15 protein-coding genes and 1 tRNA gene are annotated in these 16,976 nt (G+C 61.4%); 7 read left to right on the top strand and 9 right to left on the bottom strand.

The genetic code is table 11. The annotated features are described in order from the left end of the window. Nucleotides 1-86 precede the first annotated feature (86 nt). The 6 genes from BS300_RS06450 to hinT all read right to left on the bottom strand — a co-directional run bounded on the left by BS300_RS06450 (nucleotide 87) and on the right by hinT (nucleotide 4,626). Nucleotides 87-944, bottom strand: coding sequence for a DUF6279 family lipoprotein (locus BS300_RS06450; protein WP_071911588.1), 858 nt, complete (start codon nucleotides 942-944; stop codon nucleotides 87-89). A 3-nt stretch (nucleotides 945-947) separates the two neighbouring features. Further along, nucleotides 948-1,793 carry a phosphotransferase gene (locus BS300_RS06445; RefSeq protein ID WP_239693807.1) on the bottom strand — a complete coding sequence of 282 codons (846 nt, stop codon included), beginning with the start codon at nucleotides 1,791-1,793 and terminating at the stop codon, nucleotides 948-950. Beyond that, nucleotides 1,783-2,379: a penicillin-binding protein activator LpoB gene (gene lpoB / locus BS300_RS06440; protein ID WP_033113381.1), complete on the bottom strand. Its 597-nt coding sequence runs from the start codon at nucleotides 2,377-2,379 to the stop codon at nucleotides 1,783-1,785. Before lpoB ends, BS300_RS06445 begins: the two co-directional genes overlap by 11 nt. Further along, nucleotides 2,379-2,777, bottom strand: coding sequence for a YcfL family protein (locus BS300_RS06435; protein ID WP_071911584.1), 399 nt, complete (start codon nucleotides 2,775-2,777; stop codon nucleotides 2,379-2,381). Before BS300_RS06435 ends, lpoB begins: the two co-directional genes overlap by 1 nt. Before the next feature lie 62 nt (nucleotides 2,778-2,839). After that, nucleotides 2,840-4,276 (bottom strand): hypothetical protein, encoded by a 1,437-nt coding sequence (locus tag BS300_RS06430; RefSeq protein ID WP_071911581.1) that lies wholly within the window; start codon nucleotides 4,274-4,276, stop codon nucleotides 2,840-2,842. Continuing rightward, a complete protein-coding gene (hinT, locus tag BS300_RS06425; RefSeq protein WP_071911579.1) occupies nucleotides 4,276-4,626 on the bottom strand; it encodes a purine nucleoside phosphoramidase in 351 nt (116 codons plus the stop codon). Before hinT ends, BS300_RS06430 begins: the two co-directional genes overlap by 1 nt. A 240-nt stretch (nucleotides 4,627-4,866) precedes the next feature. On the opposite strand from hinT, the gene BS300_RS06420 reads away from it, so the two are divergent. After that, nucleotides 4,867-6,879, top strand: coding sequence for a methyl-accepting chemotaxis protein (locus tag BS300_RS06420; RefSeq protein WP_071911577.1), 2,013 nt, complete (start codon nucleotides 4,867-4,869; stop codon nucleotides 6,877-6,879). Between the two features lie 69 nt (nucleotides 6,880-6,948). On the opposite strand, the gene BS300_RS06415 is transcribed toward BS300_RS06420, so the two are convergent. After that, the gene (locus BS300_RS06415) at nucleotides 6,949-7,824 is read right to left on the bottom strand and encodes a 6-carboxytetrahydropterin synthase (RefSeq protein WP_071911575.1); all 876 of its coding nucleotides are present in this window, start codon (nucleotides 7,822-7,824) and stop codon (nucleotides 6,949-6,951) included. An 80-nt stretch (nucleotides 7,825-7,904) separates the two neighbouring features. Between BS300_RS06415 and BS300_RS06410 the strand changes: the two genes are divergently transcribed. The 4 genes from BS300_RS06410 (at nucleotide 7,905) to BS300_RS06395 (ending at nucleotide 11,502) form a co-directional block, all read left to right on the top strand. Then, the gene (locus tag BS300_RS06410) at nucleotides 7,905-9,248 is read left to right on the top strand and encodes a dihydroorotase (protein ID WP_042033408.1); all 1,344 of its coding nucleotides are present in this window, start codon (nucleotides 7,905-7,907) and stop codon (nucleotides 9,246-9,248) included. Between the two features lie 113 nt (nucleotides 9,249-9,361). Beyond that, a tRNA-Pro gene (locus tag BS300_RS06405) sits at nucleotides 9,362-9,438 on the top strand. A gap of 168 nt (nucleotides 9,439-9,606) precedes the next feature. Continuing rightward, on the top strand, nucleotides 9,607-10,038 hold the full coding sequence (locus BS300_RS06400) for a hypothetical protein (RefSeq protein WP_071911953.1): 432 nt from the start codon (nucleotides 9,607-9,609) through the stop codon (nucleotides 10,036-10,038). Nucleotides 10,039-10,242: 204 nt separating this feature from the next. Further along, nucleotides 10,243-11,502 carry a dicarboxylate/amino acid:cation symporter gene (locus tag BS300_RS06395; RefSeq protein ID WP_041209911.1) on the top strand — a complete coding sequence of 420 codons (1,260 nt, stop codon included), beginning with the start codon at nucleotides 10,243-10,245 and terminating at the stop codon, nucleotides 11,500-11,502. Between the two features lie 88 nt (nucleotides 11,503-11,590). Here BS300_RS06395 and BS300_RS06390 read toward each other — a convergent pair whose 3' ends face one another. Then, nucleotides 11,591-12,193, bottom strand: a complete 603-nt coding sequence (locus tag BS300_RS06390; protein WP_071911573.1) for a DUF924 family protein — start codon at nucleotides 12,191-12,193, stop codon at nucleotides 11,591-11,593. Nucleotides 12,194-12,444: 251 nt separating this feature from the next. On the opposite strand from BS300_RS06390, the gene BS300_RS06385 reads away from it, so the two are divergent. Both BS300_RS06385 and BS300_RS06380 read left to right on the top strand, forming a co-directional pair. After that, complete coding sequence (locus BS300_RS06385; RefSeq protein WP_071911571.1) at nucleotides 12,445-13,359, top strand: DUF808 domain-containing protein; 915 nt, start codon at nucleotides 12,445-12,447, stop codon at nucleotides 13,357-13,359. 84 nt (nucleotides 13,360-13,443) lie between these two features. Further along, the gene (locus tag BS300_RS06380; RefSeq protein WP_071911569.1) at nucleotides 13,444-15,246 is read left to right on the top strand and encodes a M3 family oligoendopeptidase; all 1,803 of its coding nucleotides are present in this window, start codon (nucleotides 13,444-13,446) and stop codon (nucleotides 15,244-15,246) included. A 55-nt stretch (nucleotides 15,247-15,301) separates the two neighbouring features. Here the strand turns inward: BS300_RS06380 and BS300_RS06375 are convergent, their stop codons facing one another. Further along, nucleotides 15,302-16,708, bottom strand: a complete 1,407-nt coding sequence (locus tag BS300_RS06375) for a nucleobase:cation symporter-2 family protein (protein WP_071911567.1) — start codon at nucleotides 16,706-16,708, stop codon at nucleotides 15,302-15,304. Nucleotides 16,709-16,976 lie beyond the last annotated feature (268 nt).

The following is a 16,976-nucleotide window of genomic DNA, read 5'->3' as shown; positions in this document are numbered from 1 at the left end:
CGATAAATGGAAAGGGGAAACTACCACAGGCGGCGCAGGCGGGACAACCCTTGCCGCCCAATTAGGATTATTCTGAAACCCCTTGGTCAGCTCCCGGTCATCTGCTGGAAATCGCGGGCATAGCCCTTGAGCAGGGAGTAGAGATGGGCCCGCTGGGCCAGATCCAGCGACTGGCTCATGGCGCAGAGCCAGTTGACGGTGCGCTGGCGCGACTGCTCGGTATAACCGGTGAAGCGGCCATCCATCATGCCATCCCCCTGTGCCAGCAGCTCGGTCAGCTCGCGGGTGAAGTTGGGGCTCTGACGCTGCTGCATCAGCCTGTCCAGCTCTTTGGTCCAGGAGGTCTGGAACTCGAGCCAGGGGGGCATCAGCTCGTACTGCCACTCGGCCCATTGGGCCACCAGTGGCGCTTGCGCCGGTTTCACTTCACCAATCCAGTACTCGAGGCGCTGGTTCATCTTGTCGCGAAACTCCGCCAGCATCTTCTCTTTGGGTTCGCTGGCGAACTCCTGCTGCCGCTCCTGCTGGCGCTTGAGCCGATCGGCCATGAAGCGGGTCACCTGCTCATCGCTCAGGGTGCTCGCCAGCCTGACGGTACGGGGAATGGCATTCTCCAGGGTGCGGGTCAGGCTCTGCTGCACCGCATCGAGATTGGTGGAGATCTGCTCCGGTGTCATGGGGCTGGCCACCGCTTTGGCGAGGGTATCGAGATCCCGGGCGTAGCGGGGCAGCTCGTGCTGGCGGTGCCATGCCATCAGCCCTTTGACCTCGCGGCTCAGCAGATCCTTCTGGGGGGAGGTGAGGACGAAATAGTCGTCCAGCTGCCAGATGATGGCGGTATCAATCCAGTAGTAGATGACCCGGGTCGAGCAGCCGGTCAGCAGCAGGCCGAGCAGTAGCAGACCCCAGGTTTTTGGCTTGTGCCAGCGCACCTTGTTGATCATCTGTCACTCCAGTCGTTGCCGGTTGAGGGCAATCAGTGTGTCGTAGTCGGGCGAAGCGTCTTGTTCCGCCATCAGCAGGGCCCAGAGCAGACCGATATAGTCGACCCAGGGGATGAACGCCTCACTCTGAAAATCAGGCCACTGATGACGTGGTAGCGAGCGCAGATAGTGCTCCTCCAGCGCCAGGCGCTGCTCTTCGGGCCAGTCGTGGGTGCGCTGGATGCTGGCCACCTCAAAGCCGGGATGGCCTGCCGCACCGTACTCCCAGTCGATAACCCAGGGCGCGTGACCCAACAAGTTAGCCGGATTGAGATCATGGTGGCAAGGTCGCCAGCAATCGTCGGGTTCGCGGCTGGCAAGCAGGCTGCGCTCCAGTGCCGGCAACCAGGTCGGTACCTGAGCCAGCCGGGCGCGATAACCGGCGGCGTGGGCACGTACCGCCATCACCACAGAGGGAAGGGGGAGGCGATGCAGCTTGCGCAGCACCTCAGCCAGCAGACGGGGCTGTTCGGCGACGGAGGGCGCAGCCTCTAGCCAGTTTGGCTCGTCGCACCACTCCAGCAGCATCAGGCCGCTGGCGGGATCCTGGTAATGGCAGGGCAGTGCCAGACCCGACTTCATGGCGCCCTGATAGAGCCGCCACTCGGTGGCACGGTCGATGCCAAGGCGCACCGGGTCCGGGTGGCCCTGGCGCAAAAAGTAACTGCGCCCCGAAGGGAGGCGCAGTCGATAGTTGCTGTTGGTGAGGCCCGCGCCGAGCGGCTCGAGAGTCCCGTCCCGCCATGGGACGGGCAGCGTGGCGAGCAAAACGTCGGGGGCGAGCATCACCGGATTAGCCTTACCAGCCAAAGGTGGACTTCTTCGCCTGCTTGCGGATCTCTTTCTGGTCAGCCCAGAGCAGTTCGCCGCTTTGCAGATCCATCAGGTTCATGGTCATCTGGTAGTAGACATCCTTCACCTTGCCATTGTCCTTGACGATGCTGGCGAGGTTGCCATAGACCATGTAGCGGGCACCGGTCTGCTTGCCCAGTCGTACCATGGAGGCCGGGTCAACCATGCCGCTGCTCTGCTGATATTCGAGCTGCTGCTTGACGGCGGCAACCTTGCTCATGTCGACGAAGCGGAACTTGCCGGCCCGCAGCAGCTTGGTGCGGATGGTGTCGGTGATCGCTTCAGTATCGATGTGCTCGGAGGTCTTGTTGCGGATGGAGTCCATGAACATAACCGGACGGCCGCCGGCGGTGATCTCGCTGGTGGCGGGGGAGGCCAGCATGGAATCCGCCATCTTGTCGGCAATAGCCTGCAGATCGCTTGAGCCGTAATCGACGGTGACCGTTTCGGTTTCGGTCGGATCACCGTAGCTGACCGTGGTGCTGGAGCAGCCGCCCAGCAGCAGGGCGCCGGTCAGGATCAGCAGGGCATGATTCATTTTCATCAGTAGGATTCCTCAATCACTTCACGTACATAAATCCGGTAACCGCGGGCGGTCGGGCTCGGCGCCAGGGCAGACAGGGTGCGGGTCTGATAGCCATGCAGCTTGAGCGGTGTCCAGCCACGACCGTCGTTGGCGACCTCCTGACCGGCCTCATCATACCAATAGAACATATATTGCAGCTTGTTGTCGCCACGCTGGGTGCTGGCGGCGGCCACATTGACCTGCAGCAGTCCGTTCTGTTCACGGCGGCTCAGCTCGGTCAGGGTGACGTTGACGTTTTGATGCTGCTCCGCCACCGCTGCGGCGCCCGGTGCTCCATAGAGCGCCACGCCGGAGGTGTTGGTGGCGCAGCCGGTCAGCAGCAGCGCGAGCCCGAGGGCCAACCCGTATGCTTTCATCTTGCTCTCCTTGATTGGAGTGAGTGGGGCAGCACTGGGGGCTGCCCGGTTAATCGTCTTGCTCAGAGCGGCATCACCCGGGTGGTCAGGCCGGCGCCGAGGCGCTGAACCCAGACCAGGGTGGTGCGGCCGCTATGAATGGTCAGCGGCAACTGGCGCTGGGCAGCACCCGCTCCCAGAGTGAGGTTCACCTCACCCGCTGGCACCATCCCCTGCCAGCTCGATGCCTGCGCCGGCAGTGTCAGCCAGCTGCGGGTATCGGCACGCTCCGAGAGGGTGTTGAAGATCCCCACCAGAATATTGCCCACATCGCCCCCCTCTTTGGTGGCGGTGCGGCGCATCTGCTCCTTGGCCACCAGCCGCAGCGCCTGGCGGGTCAGCATACCGGGCAGCCGCTCCTGCAGATCCTTGGCGGCCAGCGCTTCCAGCCTGACCAGCTCGCTGGTCTGCTCGACCCGTTTGCCGAGCGTGACCGTGAGCGGCCCCGTATCGCTGGCCCGATTATCGTAATAGGGGATGGCTACGGTAAAGGTGCGAAAATCGCCGCGGGAGGTGGAGATGGGCAGCGGCAGGAAGAGTTCGCGCCGCGCCGGGATCAGGCCATCTTCAAACAGCACCACCAGTTGGCCCTGATTTTTAGCGGAGGGTGGCGCTTTGCGACCCACCTTTTTTTCGGTCGCGCGGATCTCGTCCGGCGCGCCGCGCAGCACCGCCAGACGCAGCAAGGCATCCTGCAGGCTGCGGTTGTCCGGAGCTATCTGGTAGCCGCGCTGGTAATCGACCCAGGCGTCGTTGAGATCCCCCGTTGCCTCATAGAGCACGGCGGAGAAGTAGAAGGTATAGGCGTTCTGAAAACCGTTCTTGACCTTGCCGATCAGCCGGTCGAGCTCGGGTGCACCGCGCGACATCAGCTGGCGCATCTCCCCCTCGGTCTCGGCCTCTTCGCTCTCATCCTTTGCCTTGCGCACCTCGTCAGCTCGCCGTTTCAGGGCCTGCTCCTGCACCTGATTGGCCCGGCGTACCTCCACCAGGGCGCCATCGGCATCCCCTCGTTGCAGGTAGTTGAGGGCCAGATAGTGGTGCAGCATGGTGCGTTCGTAATCGGGGGTGAGGTAGGCCATCGACTGGTCGTTGGTGAGCAGGCTGCCCACCTGATCCAGACCGTGGCTCAGCCGGTATTCGGCCTGATTGTCTTCCCACTGAAGGCGGCTGTCGGCGGCAGAAAACGCCTGCTTGCTGCCCGCATCCTGACCGGCGAGCCAGGCGATGCGCCCCTCTTCAAGGCGATCGAGGACAAAGGTGTCATCGCCGAGGGTGGAGTCGCGCACCTCGGGCAGCGCTTCGGCGGCATGGCCCAGCAGCAGCTGGTTGCGCAATGGCACCATCTGATCGGAGTAGGAGACGAACATGTCTTGCCAGCGGGAGGCGCAGCCCCCCAGCAACAGCAGGGCGCCGCAGAGCAGCAGGGCGCTGCGGCAGGTAGTGATGTAGCGAGTCATTACAGGCTGAGCAGCGGTCCCAGCGGCTGGCCACCGACCAGATGCATGTGGATGTGGTAGACCTCCTGCCCGCCGTGGCGGTTGCAGTTCATGATGAGGCGGTAGCCATCCTCGGCAATACCTGCGTCGGCGGCGAGTTTGCGGGCCACGGTGAACATCCGGCCAAGGGCCTGCTCGTGCTCCGGCTCCACATCGTTGACGGTGGGGATCAGCACATTGGGAATGATCAGCACGTGGGTCTTGGCCTTGGGCTGGATGTCCCGGAAAGCGGTCACCAGATCGTCCTGATAAAGGATGTCGGCGGGGATCTCTTTGCGGATGATTTTGCTGAAAATGGTTTCTTGCGCCATGGCTAACTCCCTTATGAGAAAAAGAAAATCGAATTTGGATCCCAAGCGGCTCCGCGCTGCACGGCAAGTGTGACACAAGCCGAGATTTGACACAGCTGATGTCCCATTCCCTTCAGTTATTGTTAAAAATACCGATAGCCGGAGGGACGTCATCTGTAGCGCCTGTTCAGGGTGGTCTGCAGGGTATCAAAAGGACGGGGTACTCAGGCAAGGGACTTTTGCATATACAGCGGGATAATAATGAAACAATCAATGTCGGATCTCTCCATCTTGCAGCGGGTCTATCTCGGCTTCGCTATTCTGGTGGCCGTGATGGTGGCCAGCTCACTGCTCACATTTCGTAGTCAGGAGACCCTCGGCGGGGCGCTGGAACAGGTTACCCAGCAGTCGATGCCGCTGGTGATCGCCAGCAGTCAGACCCAGATCAGCCTACTCAGTGCCAACAAGTGGCTCGGGGATGTGCTGACCGAGCAGGACCCCAAACAGCTGCCGGCCGAAGTGGCCGAGCTGAAACAGGCCAAGGCGCAGGTCGACAAGACCCTGGCCGCCTTGCGTCAGCAGGTGGCCGAACACCCCGAGCTGCAGGGCGAGATGACCGCCCTTGGCGAGCAGGTGGCGAGTTATCTGGAACTGACCGATACCCTGCCGGGTGAGCACGAGGCGCTGCTCACCCGATTGCACAAGGTCAATCTGGCCAAGGGGCAGTTTCAGGTCAGTCTGCCCCAGTTCAAGAAGAATCTGGGTGACATGATGATCACCATCGACGACAGCTTCATCAAGATGCTCTCCGAGACCCTGACCACCAAGCTCTCCGCCATCGAACTTTCCACCATGGATGCGCTCAACCAGACCATCCCGGCTCCCATCGAAGGGGCGCTCAAGCGCAACAAGATGCAGATCGAGGGGTTCAACAGCACCATCAAGGATCTGCAGGGTGAGCTCAAGAATTTCGAGAACGACATGGGCCATTATGTTCACGGCTTCGTGCGCGACACCACCGCCAGCGAAGGGGTGCTGGCCCAGTATCTGGCGCTGATGAAGCAGCAGGAGCTGATGCGGGAGAAGAGCAAGCAGGCCAGCGCTCTTATCGTCGAGATCCAGAACCGGCTGGAGCGGATGACAGCGAGCAGCCAGCAGCTGATGAACGGCAGTATCCAGCATGCCAAAGAGGTGCAGCGCCAGAGCACTTTGACTCAGGGGGCGAGCATAGTGGTCGCCATTCTGATCGCCATGCTGGTGGCCTACACCCTGGGCAAGGCGATCCGCCGTCCGCTGCGGGAGCTGCTGCGAGTCCTCTCCGAGGTGACTCGCGGCGACATGACCCAGCGCATCGGCTTTCAGAGCAAGAACGAATTTGGTCAGCTGGGCAGCCAGCTCAACCTGCTGATCGAACAGATGGGGGAGGTGCTGGCCCAGCTATCCAACGCATCTGCCCAGCTTAACGATGCCGCCCATGGCAACCGCCATACCACCGAATCGGTGCGGGCCGATCTGGAGAAACAGCGGCAGGAGACCGCCTCGGTCGCCGCCGCCATGACCCAGATGGAAGCTTCGGTACGCGAGGTGGCGCAGGCTGCCAACCAGACTCTGGAGCGGGTGATGGATGTGGAGAAGGCCTCCGAGATGGGGCGCAAGGTGATGGCGGGCAATATCACCACCACCCATCAGCTGGCGGGCAAGCTGCAACAGACCGGCAAGGTGATTGGCGATGTGAGCAGCATGAGCAGCCAGATCGGCAATATCCTCGACGTCATTCGTGGTATCGCCGAGCAGACCAACCTGCTGGCTCTCAACGCGGCCATCGAGGCGGCGCGTGCTGGCGAGCAGGGGCGCGGATTTGCGGTAGTGGCCGACGAGGTACGCAGTCTGGCGGGGCGCACCGCGCAATCCACCAGCGAGATCCAGACGATGATCGAGAACCTGCAGCAGGGGGTCGCCAGAGCGGTGACCGTGATGCAGGAGTGCTCGCGCGAGATGGACAGCTGCATGGATCAGAGCTCCCACGCCAACAACGCCATGGAGGAGGTGCAGGGGATCGTGGTGCTCATCAGCGACATGTCGAGCCAGATTGCCTCTGCCGCCGAGCAGCAGCAGGCGACCAGCGCCGACATCGCCACCAACCTTAACCGCATCTCCGATATCTCGGATCTCAACTATCAGGGGATCGAGCGGGTGGCCCAGACCAGCCAGCAGCTCGACTCCCTCGCCGAGCAGCAGGAGAGCCTGGTCAAGCGCTTCCGCCTGAGCGCCTGATGGCAACAGGCTGAAACAACAAGGCCCCGCAGCTGCGGGGCCTTGTTGTTTGTGACAGTGACAAGAGGATCAGGCGTAGGCGATGGCGCCCTTGCCGACCCCTTCATAGGCGACAATCTTGACGAACTTGTCGCCCACCATCTTCTTCACTTCACGGGCGATGTAGCAGGCCAGCAGCTCGACCGTGGTGTCGGTGTCGATCATCTCCACCTCGGTGGTGGGGATGGCCAGCTGGAACAGCCCCTGTGGAGCCACATATTTGAAGCCGGTGTGGTGTTCACCCAGCTGAACGTTGGCACGGGCACTGAGGGCCAGCTCTGCGAGGGCAACTTTATCTTCATCGGTGCCGAGATAGATATCGGCCCAGCGTTCGGCCCAGTTAAGCTCCAGCTCGCCATCACGCTCGCCATCAATGTGGATCTCGATGGGGGAGCGGTGGCCGTGGGCGATACGCTGGCAGTTGCCATCGTGCTTCTTCAGGCCGTGGCTGTAGTGATAGAAGGGGCCATCGATGGCTTCCTGACGCAGGGTCAGCGACAGATCCTTGATGTTGCCCGGCAGCCGCTTGGCCAGAACCGCCAGCAGGTAGCGGGTGACCGACTCCTTGTCGACCTGCGGGGCAGGGATAAAGGCAAAACCCTGGGTCGGGCAGCGCAGGTGGATGGAGCGGCCGGGGCGCAGCAGATCGACGCAGCTCTCGCCATCTTCCAGCGTCTCGACATGCACCAGAGGGCACTCGGTCGGGACCAGCAGCTTGTGATCCACCTCGTCATCGATGATCGACTTGATCAGCTTCTTTACCCGGCCGAAGTCCAGCAACATGCTCATCTCGTTGAGCTCGCCGCTCATTTCGATATCTACCAGCCAGCTCTCACCTACCATGCCGCGGCGTTCGCAGAGGTAGCTGGAGTCGATCACGGTCAAATCTCTTACAAATAACTTCATCAGTCAGGCCTTGCTACAGAGAAAGGGCAGTTTTGCGCTATTATGACCCGCGATTATCGGCAAAGGAACTGGAACCCCCCATGAACAAACTGCTTATCAAGAATGCCACCCTGGTCAACGAAGGCCGTATCTATGCCTCCGACGTGTTGATCGAGGGGGAACGGATTGCCCGCATCGCACCCGATATCGACGCGCACGATGCGGTGGTGATCGATGCCGCAGGTCGCCACCTCATCCCCGGAATGATCGATGATCAGGTCCACTTCCGGGAGCCGGGGCTGACCCACAAGGGGACCATCGCCAGTGAATCCCGGGCCGCCGTCGCCGGTGGTACCACCAGTTTCATGGAAATGCCCAACGTCAATCCCCAGACCACCACCCTCGATGCCCTCGAAGCCAAATACCAGATCGCCGCCAACTCCTCCGTTGCCAACTACAGCTTCTATCTGGGCGCCACCAACGACAACCTGGAAGAGATCAAGCGACTCGATCCCAAGCAATCCTGCGGGGTCAAGGTGTTCATGGGCTCCTCGACCGGCAACATGCTGGTGGACAATCAGGAGACCCTGGCAGCCATCTTCCGCGAGAGTCCGGTGATGATCGTTACTCACTGCGAAGACACCCCGACCATCGCCAAAGCCGAAGAGGCGGCGCGGGCCAAGTGGGGCGAGAATGTGCCGATGGGCGAGCATGGTCGCATTCGCAGTGACGAGGCGTGCTACAAATCCTCCAGCATGGCGGTGGCGCTGGCCAAGCAGTATGGTGCCAAGCTGCATGTGCTGCATCTGACCTCCGCCAAGGAGCTGTCGCTCTTTACCGCCAGTCACGATCTCAGTGAGCTGAAAGACAAGAACATCACCGCCGAGGTGTGTGTTCACCATCTGTTCTTCAACGAAGCCGATTACGACACCCTCGGCAGCCAGATCAAGTGCAACCCGGCGGTGAAGAGTGCCGCCGATCAGCACGCGCTGCTCGATGCGGTGCGCAATGACGTACTCGACATCATCGCCACCGACCATGCCCCCCATACCTGGGAGGAGAAGCAGAACAGCTACTTCAAGGCGCCGTCCGGTGTGCCGCTTGTGCAGCACTCCCTGCAGGCATTGCTGGAGCTCTACCATAACGGCGTGTTCACCCTGGAGACCATCGTCAAGAAGACCTCCCATGCGGTGGCCGAGCGTTTTCAGGTGCAGGATCGCGGCTACATCCGCGAGGGCTACTTTGCCGATCTGGTGCTGCTGGATCTGGGCAAGCCCTATGTGGTCAACGATGACAACATCCTCTACCACTGTGGCTGGTCGCCCTTCAACGGCTACCGTTTCCACAGCACGGTGGAGATGACGCTGGTGAACGGCCAGATCGCCTGGCAAAACGGGCAGGTCACTGACCAGATCCTGGGCAAGCGGCTGACCTTTAACCGCTGATTGTTCGCAAAGCAGGCGAACGCACCATTGTCGGGGAATTGGCGGCGTTTCTTTGTTGACAGGGCTGGGCCATCTCCATAAACTCAGCCCCCGTCAGCTCAGACTGACTTCGTCGGCGTGTAGCGCAGCCAGGTAGCGCACTGTCATGGGGTGTCAGGGGTCGGAGGTTCAAATCCTCTCACGCCGACCATCATTCCCCGGAAAAGGCCTTGTCAAACGACAAGGCCTTTTTTCTTTTCTGCTCTTTGCCGTTGCTGCGATTGTCTATCCCCCTTGCGCTGTGCTGTAGTAGCGGCACTGTTCTGCCCTGACGGGGATTATCGTGTCTCTCTCTGCATCCATCTGGCGATCTCTGGTTTTGCTCTCGTTTCTGCTCGGTGGCTGTGCCACGCCATATCAGCAGGAGAAGTCGTTCTGGAACGGTCGCACCGGCTTTTCCGAGACCCGCCTTGCGCCTGACAAGTGGCAGCTGGAGTTTGTCGGCAACGGTCTGGTGGACAGGGAGACGGCCCGCAAATATGTGCTCAAGCGGGCAGGGGAGCTGGCGCAGCGGGAGGGTTACCCCATGCTGCAGGTGGAGGAGCTGACCATTGCGCGCGATGCGATAAGGGTGACCCCGGAGCGCCCCATGTTCGGCTTTGACGAGGATGAGCCGGACACCTTCATGGCGCAGATGCAGGTACAGCACACCATCTCGGCCCTGCTTATCTTCCGGTTGCTAAAGCGGGCAATTAATGAACAGTCGCTTTCCACCAAATATCTTGCTGATATTAAAATAAACGGTGATTAATATTGGTTTGTTGCAAGATCCATATCACATACATCTAACGGCAGCATAAAATTCTGGAGTAAGCCTCTAGATTTACCCCCTGCTTTTAGGCATTCTCCCAGCATACCAGCCGCCAGGAATCAACGGCTCGGATCACAAAAACGGACTGTAGTGGCTCCCATGCCACTGTCAACGGCTTGCACCAATCAAAACCGGGACTCCCCCATGAAAATGAATAAACTGACGGTCGCCATCCTCATTTCGATGTTGCTTGGCATCCTTACCGGCCAGGGCTATCGCCTGTTTGCTGCCGATCAGGCGGCAGACTTTGCAAACAACATCACGATCCTGACCGATATCTTCCTGCGACTGATCAAGATGATCATCGCGCCATTGGTCTTCACCACCCTGGTGGTCGGCATCGCCAAGATGGGTGATACCCGCACTGTGGGTCGTATCGGTGCCAAAACCCTCGGCTGGTTCATGCTGGCCTCCCTGCTCTCCCTGAGCCTGGGTCTGGTGATGGTCACCCTGATGCAGCCGGGTGTGGGCCTCTCCCTCTCCCTGCCCAATGATGCCGCTACCTCTGGCATCTCTGCCGGCGCGATTACCCTGAAAGATTTCGTGACCCACGCCATTCCCAAAAGCGTGGTCGAGGCGATGGCCACCAACGAGATCCTGCAGATCGTGGTCTTCTCCCTGTTCTTTGGTCTGGCCGCTGCGGCGCTGGGCGATCTGGCCAAACCGGTGGTGGTGCTGATGGCCAGTGCTGCCGAGATCATGCTGAAAGTGACCGGCTACGTGATGAACTTTGCACCGTTCGCCGTGTTTGGCGCCATTGCCGCCATGGTGGCCAAAGAGGGGCTGGGTATTCTGGTTACCTACGGCAGCTTCATGGCCCAGTTCTACATCGCGCTGGCCTGCCTCTGGCTGCTGCTGATCGCCATGGGTGGCGCCTTCCTGCGTGGCCGCATCATCAAACTGCTGGCGATGATCCGCGAACCCATCCTGCTTGCCTTCTCTACCGCCAGCTCTGAAGCGGCCTATCCGAAGACGCTGGATCGTCTGGAGAAGTTCGGTTGTGACAAACGTATCGCCAGTTTCGTGCTGCCAATGGGTTACTCCTTCAACCTCGACGGCTCCATGATGTACTGCACCTTCGCGGTGATGTTCATCGCTCAGGCTTATGGCATCGAGCTCTCCACCGCCCAGCAGATCACCATGCTGCTGCTGCTGATGGTCACCTCCAAGGGGATGGCCGGGGTGCCGCGTGCCTCTCTGGTGGTGATTGCCGCGACCCTGAACCAGTTCCATATTCCGGAAGCGGGCATCCTGCTACTGCTGGGTATCGACCACTTCCTCGATATGGGCCGCTCTGCCACCAACGTGCTGGGCAACGCCATCGCCGCCAGCGTGGTCGCCAAGACCGAAGACAGTCTGGGCGAGACCGAGGAGCTGGGCGAGAGTGCTCCCGCCAAGGCATAACCATGGCTTGAGCTGACCAGAGGGTTGGCCGGTGCAAAGAGAAATCCCCGTCATGACCATGGCGGGGATTTTTTTATGGCTGGCCGGTTTAGAAGCCCGAACCGGGTTGCCGCAAAAACGCCGCTTCTTCCGGCGTGCTGGTACGACCCAGTATGTCGTTGCGGTGGGGGAAGCGGCCAAACCGTTCGATGATCACCTGATGGCGGCGGGCAAAATCGGCAAAGCCCGCGAAGGTCTCGTTCACTGGGGAGTGCGCCTGCTCGGCGGCCAGCTCTTCAAACAGGGCCACGCTTCTGGCTTGCTGCTCGCGGGACTCCGCGTGTTCCAGCGGCAGATAGAAGAAGACCCGCTCCAGCGGCGAGAGCTGCCGATCCATGCCAAGGGATAGCCCCTTGAGGCACTGCTCGCGGGCGAGCGGATCCCGGGCAAAGGCGGTAGGTGTGCCGCGATGGATATTGCGCGGCAACTGGTCGAGCAGCAGGATCAGCGCCAGCCTGCCACTGGGCAGGTCGGCCCAGTCGGCCAGCTCCCCGTTGGCGGCCGCCTCTGCCTGCGCGCCAAAGCGCCGGGCCAGCAGGGCATCGGTCTCGCTACTTTTGCCCCACCAGAGCGGGGCTTGTCGTTTGGCGCGCAGGGCGTCGTCGGCCGGGTCGCCAAACCAGAAATAGAGCAGAGGTTGCCAGGGCTGCATGGGGACTCCTTGCTGGTGTGTTGAGGAGGGCCAATAACAAATGGCTCCGGGGTGCTGCCGAAACGGTAGCTTCTCGTTACACTGTGCCATCTTTTGCCCGAAAGAAGTAACCCCAGATGGCGAGCGACGGTTGCCTGGCGCGGCCGATGATGGCCTGCCATCGCCATGAGGTGGCCCTGCTGACCCTGATGGTCATCAGACCGCACACCTCTCTCCCGGGGTTGTTCTCACTGATATAAGGAATCTCTGATATGGCCGGAACCAGTTTGTTGGCCCTGCTCGACGATATCGCCAGCGTGCTCGATGACGTGGCGCTGATGACCAAGATGGCGGCGAAGAAGACCGCCGGGGTGTTGGGGGACGATCTTGCCCTCAATGCGGAGCAGGTCTCCGGAGTGCGTGCCGAGCGGGAGCTGCCGGTGGTGTGGGCGGTGGCCAAGGGGTCATTTCGCAACAAGTTGATTCTGGTGCCCGCCGCCATCGCCATCAGCGCCCTGGTGCCCTGGCTCATTACCCCGCTCTTGATGCTGGGGGGCGCCTACCTCTGCTTTGAAGGTGCCGAGAAGCTGGCGCACAAGTTTTTGCCTCATCAGGAGGAGGGAGAACATCATGCCGGCCCCATTCCTGACGATCTGGTGGCCTTCGAGCAGCAGAAGGTGAAGGGGGCGATCCGCACCGACTTTATCCTCTCCGCCGAGATCATCGTCATCGCCCTTGGCACTGTGCAGGGGGCGAGCATCGCCCTGCAGCTCTCGGTGGTGGCGGGTATCGCCCTGCTGATGACCATCGGGGTCTACGGGTTGGTGGGGCTGATCGTCAAGCTCGATGACATCGGTCTGCATCTGCTGCAAAAGCCCGATGGCAGCGCCCTGCGCCGCGCGGTGGGGCAGGGACTGCTGAGTACGGCGCCCAAGCTGATGCATCTGCTGGCGCTGGTGGGGACGATCGCCATGTTTATGGTGGGCGGCGGCATTCTGGTGCATGGTTGGCCTTTCGCCCATCACCTCATTGAAGGCGCCGCCGCTGTTGTCGCCACTCTGCCCACTGTAGGGGCCGTACTGGCAGTGGTGACGCCGACTCTGCTCAACGCCGTGGCCGGTGTGGTGGCGGGCCTGCTGCTGGTGCTGGCGATGACGCTGATAAGCAAACTCAAGCCAGCCAAATAAGCGTCTGCATTATCTTTCGGGGCCGCCAGCGAGAAGCGCTGGCGGCCATCTCTCCCTGTTTGACATCTTCATAACGAGCCTTCAATGCAAGCAACCCGATACCTTCAGCAGTGGCACAACAAACATATCTATCCTGCTCTCGACAGCCCCGAGCTTGAGTCCGACATGGCCGAGGCCCGTGCTGCCCTTGCACCACTGGCGGCGCTGGTCGCCAATCTGGCCGACCTTGCGGGGGATGCGCGGCAAGATTGTCTGCGGGAGGTGCGCCTGCGTGCCCGCCGCATTCGCCATATCGGCTGGAACGTGGCGATTCTGGCCGCCTGCCGGGGCAGTCAGGATGCCCGCGATACCCAGGCCAAGCAGCTGGCATCCCGTGCTCGCGCCCTCAATGCAGATCTGTTCAAGACGCTGGCGCCGGTGGAGGACCTGATGCTGGCGCTGCCGGAGGCCGAATTTGGCCTGCTGATGGCGGATCCCCTGCTTGGTGAGGAGGAGTATCGCCTGCGTCATGAACGCAGATTGCAGGATCAGCGCCTGCCGGTGGCGGCAGAGCAGCTGGTGATCGGTCTTGGTACCGATGGGCTGCACGCCTGGGGCAACCTCTACAACGATCTGGTGGGCAAGATCCGGCTGGTGATCGATGGCCGCGAGATGGGACTCGCAGAGGCGAGCAATCTGCTCTCCAGCCCGCTGCGCTCCCTGCGCCGGGAAGCATTTGATGCCATCAGCGCTGGCTGGGAGGGAGAGCAGGAGACGGTGGCCGCCATCCTCAACGCCCTCAACGGCTGGCGGCTGGAGCTCTCGCGTCAGCGCGGCAGCGAGCGGCTGCTCGATGCACTCGATCTCTCCTGTCATCAGAGCCATATCGAGCGCGCCACCCTGGATACGCTGATGAGCGAGACCTGGCAGGCCCGAACCCTTGGTCAGCGGGCGCTGGAGCTGATGGCCGCACGCCTTGGCATCGACGATCCGGGTGCCGAGGATCTCTTTGCGCCGCCTCCGGCTGCCAGCAGCCGCGAGATCCCGTTCGAGGAGGCGATCGAGCTGATTGCAGCTGCCTTTGCCCGCTTCGATCCCGAGATGGGGGAGTTTGCCCGGATGATGGCCGAGAAGGGGTGGATCGACGCGGCCCCTACGCCAAATCGCCGCACCGGCGCCTACTGCACCAAATTTGCCGAACCGGTCGAGCCGCGGGTCTTCGTCACCTATGCCGGCACCATGGACAACGTCATTACGCTGGCCCATGAACTGGGCCACGCCTGGCACAACTGGGTGATCCGCGATCTGCCGATGAGTCAGCGCAGCTATCCCATGACGCTGGCCGAAACGGCCTCCATCTTTGCCGAGACCCTGGTGCGCAGCGCCCTGTTCGAGCAGGCAGAAAGTCCCGAGGAGCAGTTGGCGATTGCCTGGGCCGGGGCCGATGGCGCAGCTACCTTCCTGGTCAATATCCCGGCCCGTTTCGACTTCGAGCGGGGGCTGGTGGCCGAGCGGGAGCATGGCTATGTTGCGCCGGCCCGCCTCAAGGCGCTGACCGATGAGGCGTGGGGACGCTGGTATGAGAAGAGCCTCTGCCGCTATCACCCCATGTTCTGGGCGGCCAAGGCGCACTTCTCCATCGCCGGGCTGGGTTTTTACAACTATCCCTATCTGTTCGGTTATCTCTTCAGCCTCGGCGTGTATGAGCAACTGATGAGTCGCAAGGCGGCGGGAGACGACAATGTGGCGCAGGCGTACCGCGACCTGCTGCGCGATACCGGCCGCATGAGCGCCGAGGCGCTGGTGGCAAAACATCTGGGGCAGGATATTCGCCAGTCGGCCTTCTGGCAGGGGAGTCTGGCGCAGGTGGCGCAGGCGGTAGAGCGCTTCGCACAGCTGCCAGCCTGATTGGGTAGCGGTGATGTGAGGGGCAGGCCCCGGACCGTTGTCCGGGGCCTGTTGGTTATGCCTGCTCCTGCTTCGGTTTGACCGGGCCGACCAGCAGTGGCTTGGTCTGGTGGGTCAGATCCGGTTGGTAGCCGTTGAAGAAGAGGTTGAGCACCACCGAGCTGATGGTGGCCAACAGGATGCCGCTATGAAACAGCGGCTGCAGTGCCGCCGGGAAGTGCTGGAAGAAAGAGCCGGAGACGGTCGGGATCATGCCGATCCCGAGGCTGATGGCGACGATATAGAGATTGTGGCGGTTGGTGTTGTAGTCGGCCCGCGCCAGAATGCGGATCCCGGTTGCCAGCACCATGCCGAACATCACTATGCCTGCGCCCCCCAGCACGAAGGGAGGGATGGAGGCGACCATCACCGACATCTTGGGGATAAGGCCAAAGGCGAGCAGGATCCCCCCTGACATCACGCAAACCCAGCGGCTCGATACCCCGGTCACGCTCACCAACCCGATATTCTGGGAGAACGAGGTGTGGGGGAAGCTGTTGAAGACACCGCCTATGATGGTGCCGATGGCATCCACCCGCAGCCCGCGTACGATATCGCCGCGACTGGCCGGGTGGCCAACGATGTCACCGAGCGCCAGAAACATCCCCATCGACTCGATAAAGGTGATCAGCATGATCACCGTCAGGGTGGCGATGGAGATGGGGTCGAAGGTGGGCCAACCAAAGGCAAACGGCACTATGGGGGCAAACCAGGCCGCCTCACCAAGACCGTCGAGACTCACCTCTCCCATGGCGATGGCTACTATGAAGCCGAAGATGATCCCGAGCAGCACCGAGATATTGCTGAAAAAACCTTTGGTGAAGCGGGTCACAGCCAGAATGAAGGCGAGCACCACAAAGCTGGTGCCGATATAGCGCAGGCTGCCATATTCGGGGTTGCCCTTGCCCCCCGCCATCCAGTCGATCCCCACCTGCATGATGCTGATCCCGATGGAGGTGATGACCACCCCGGTTACCACTGTGGGGAAGAGCGGCATCAACCGACCTATCAGGGGCACCAGCAGGGTCGAGATGATACCAGCGGCTATAGTGGCGCCGAAGATGCCAGTGAGCCCCAGATCCGGGTTGGCACCGATGGCCAGCATGGGCATTACGGCGGCAAAGGTGACCGACATGATGACCGGTAGCCGGATCCCGGCGAAACGCCCGATACCGACACACTGCAGCAGGGTGACGATGCCGCAGCAGAAGAGATCCGAACTGATAAGGTAGGAGATCTGCTCCTTGGGCAGTCCCAGACTGCCGCCTATCACCAGTGGGACGGCGACGGCGCCGGCGTACATCACCAGCACATGCTGCAGGCCGAGGGTAAATAGCTGGCCAGCGGGGAGCATGCGCTCCACTTCGTCATCGGGACGTATTCGCTTTCCCGGTCGGGAGGCGGGGGGATTGGTCTCGTTCATCAACAGATCTCTCCTTGGCGAGCCCCGGCAACAGGCTGGGGCAAGATAGGGAAAGCCGCGGCTTTCCCGGTCACAGATGTTATCGAGTGCGTGGATCGCCAAGCTCATCCGGATTAGCAGGAGGGAGGGATCCGGTGCAGGCCATGGTCAGTGCACAAAACATGCTCAATCGTGACTGGTGGTGAAAACGTTTGGCTTTTTTGAGGGATCAATCACATCCGGATCGGGATCAGGCACAAGAAGAGGGACAAAGGGCTTAGCCGGGCAT

The organism is Aeromonas sp. SCS5, from assembly GCF_001887375.1.
Classification (GTDB): domain Bacteria; phylum Pseudomonadota; class Gammaproteobacteria; order Enterobacterales; family Aeromonadaceae; genus Aeromonas; species Aeromonas jandaei.
This window is presented reverse-complemented; position numbering and strand designations above follow the sequence as displayed.

Excerpts from the sequence above, each read along its gene's own strand:
- BS300_RS06450 (WP_071911588.1), bottom strand. The coding sequence starts at position 944 with ATGATCAACAAGGTGCGCTGGCACAAGCCAAAAACCTGGGGTCTGCTA.
- lpoB (WP_033113381.1), bottom strand. The coding sequence starts at position 2,379 with ATGAAAATGAATCATGCCCTGCTGATCCTGACCGGCGCCCTGCTGCTG.
- BS300_RS06435 (WP_071911584.1), bottom strand. The coding sequence starts at position 2,777 with ATGAAAGCATACGGGTTGGCCCTCGGGCTCGCGCTGCTGCTGACCGGC.
- BS300_RS06430 (WP_071911581.1), bottom strand. The coding sequence starts at position 4,276 with ATGACTCGCTACATCACTACCTGCCGCAGCGCCCTGCTGCTCTGCGGC.
- hinT (WP_071911579.1), bottom strand. The coding sequence starts at position 4,626 with ATGGCGCAAGAAACCATTTTCAGCAAAATCATCCGCAAAGAGATCCCC.
- BS300_RS06420 (WP_071911577.1), top strand. The coding sequence starts at position 4,867 with ATGAAACAATCAATGTCGGATCTCTCCATCTTGCAGCGGGTCTATCTC.
- BS300_RS06415 (WP_071911575.1), bottom strand. The coding sequence starts at position 7,824 with ATGAAGTTATTTGTAAGAGATTTGACCGTGATCGACTCCAGCTACCTC.
- BS300_RS06410 (WP_042033408.1), top strand. The coding sequence starts at position 7,905 with ATGAACAAACTGCTTATCAAGAATGCCACCCTGGTCAACGAAGGCCGT.
- BS300_RS06395 (WP_041209911.1), top strand. The coding sequence starts at position 10,243 with ATGAAAATGAATAAACTGACGGTCGCCATCCTCATTTCGATGTTGCTT.
- BS300_RS06390 (WP_071911573.1), bottom strand. The coding sequence starts at position 12,193 with ATGCAGCCCTGGCAACCTCTGCTCTATTTCTGGTTTGGCGACCCGGCC.
- BS300_RS06385 (WP_071911571.1), top strand. The coding sequence starts at position 12,445 with ATGGCCGGAACCAGTTTGTTGGCCCTGCTCGACGATATCGCCAGCGTG.
- BS300_RS06380 (WP_071911569.1), top strand. The coding sequence starts at position 13,444 with ATGCAAGCAACCCGATACCTTCAGCAGTGGCACAACAAACATATCTAT.
- BS300_RS06375 (WP_071911567.1), bottom strand. The coding sequence starts at position 16,708 with ATGAACGAGACCAATCCCCCCGCCTCCCGACCGGGAAAGCGAATACGT.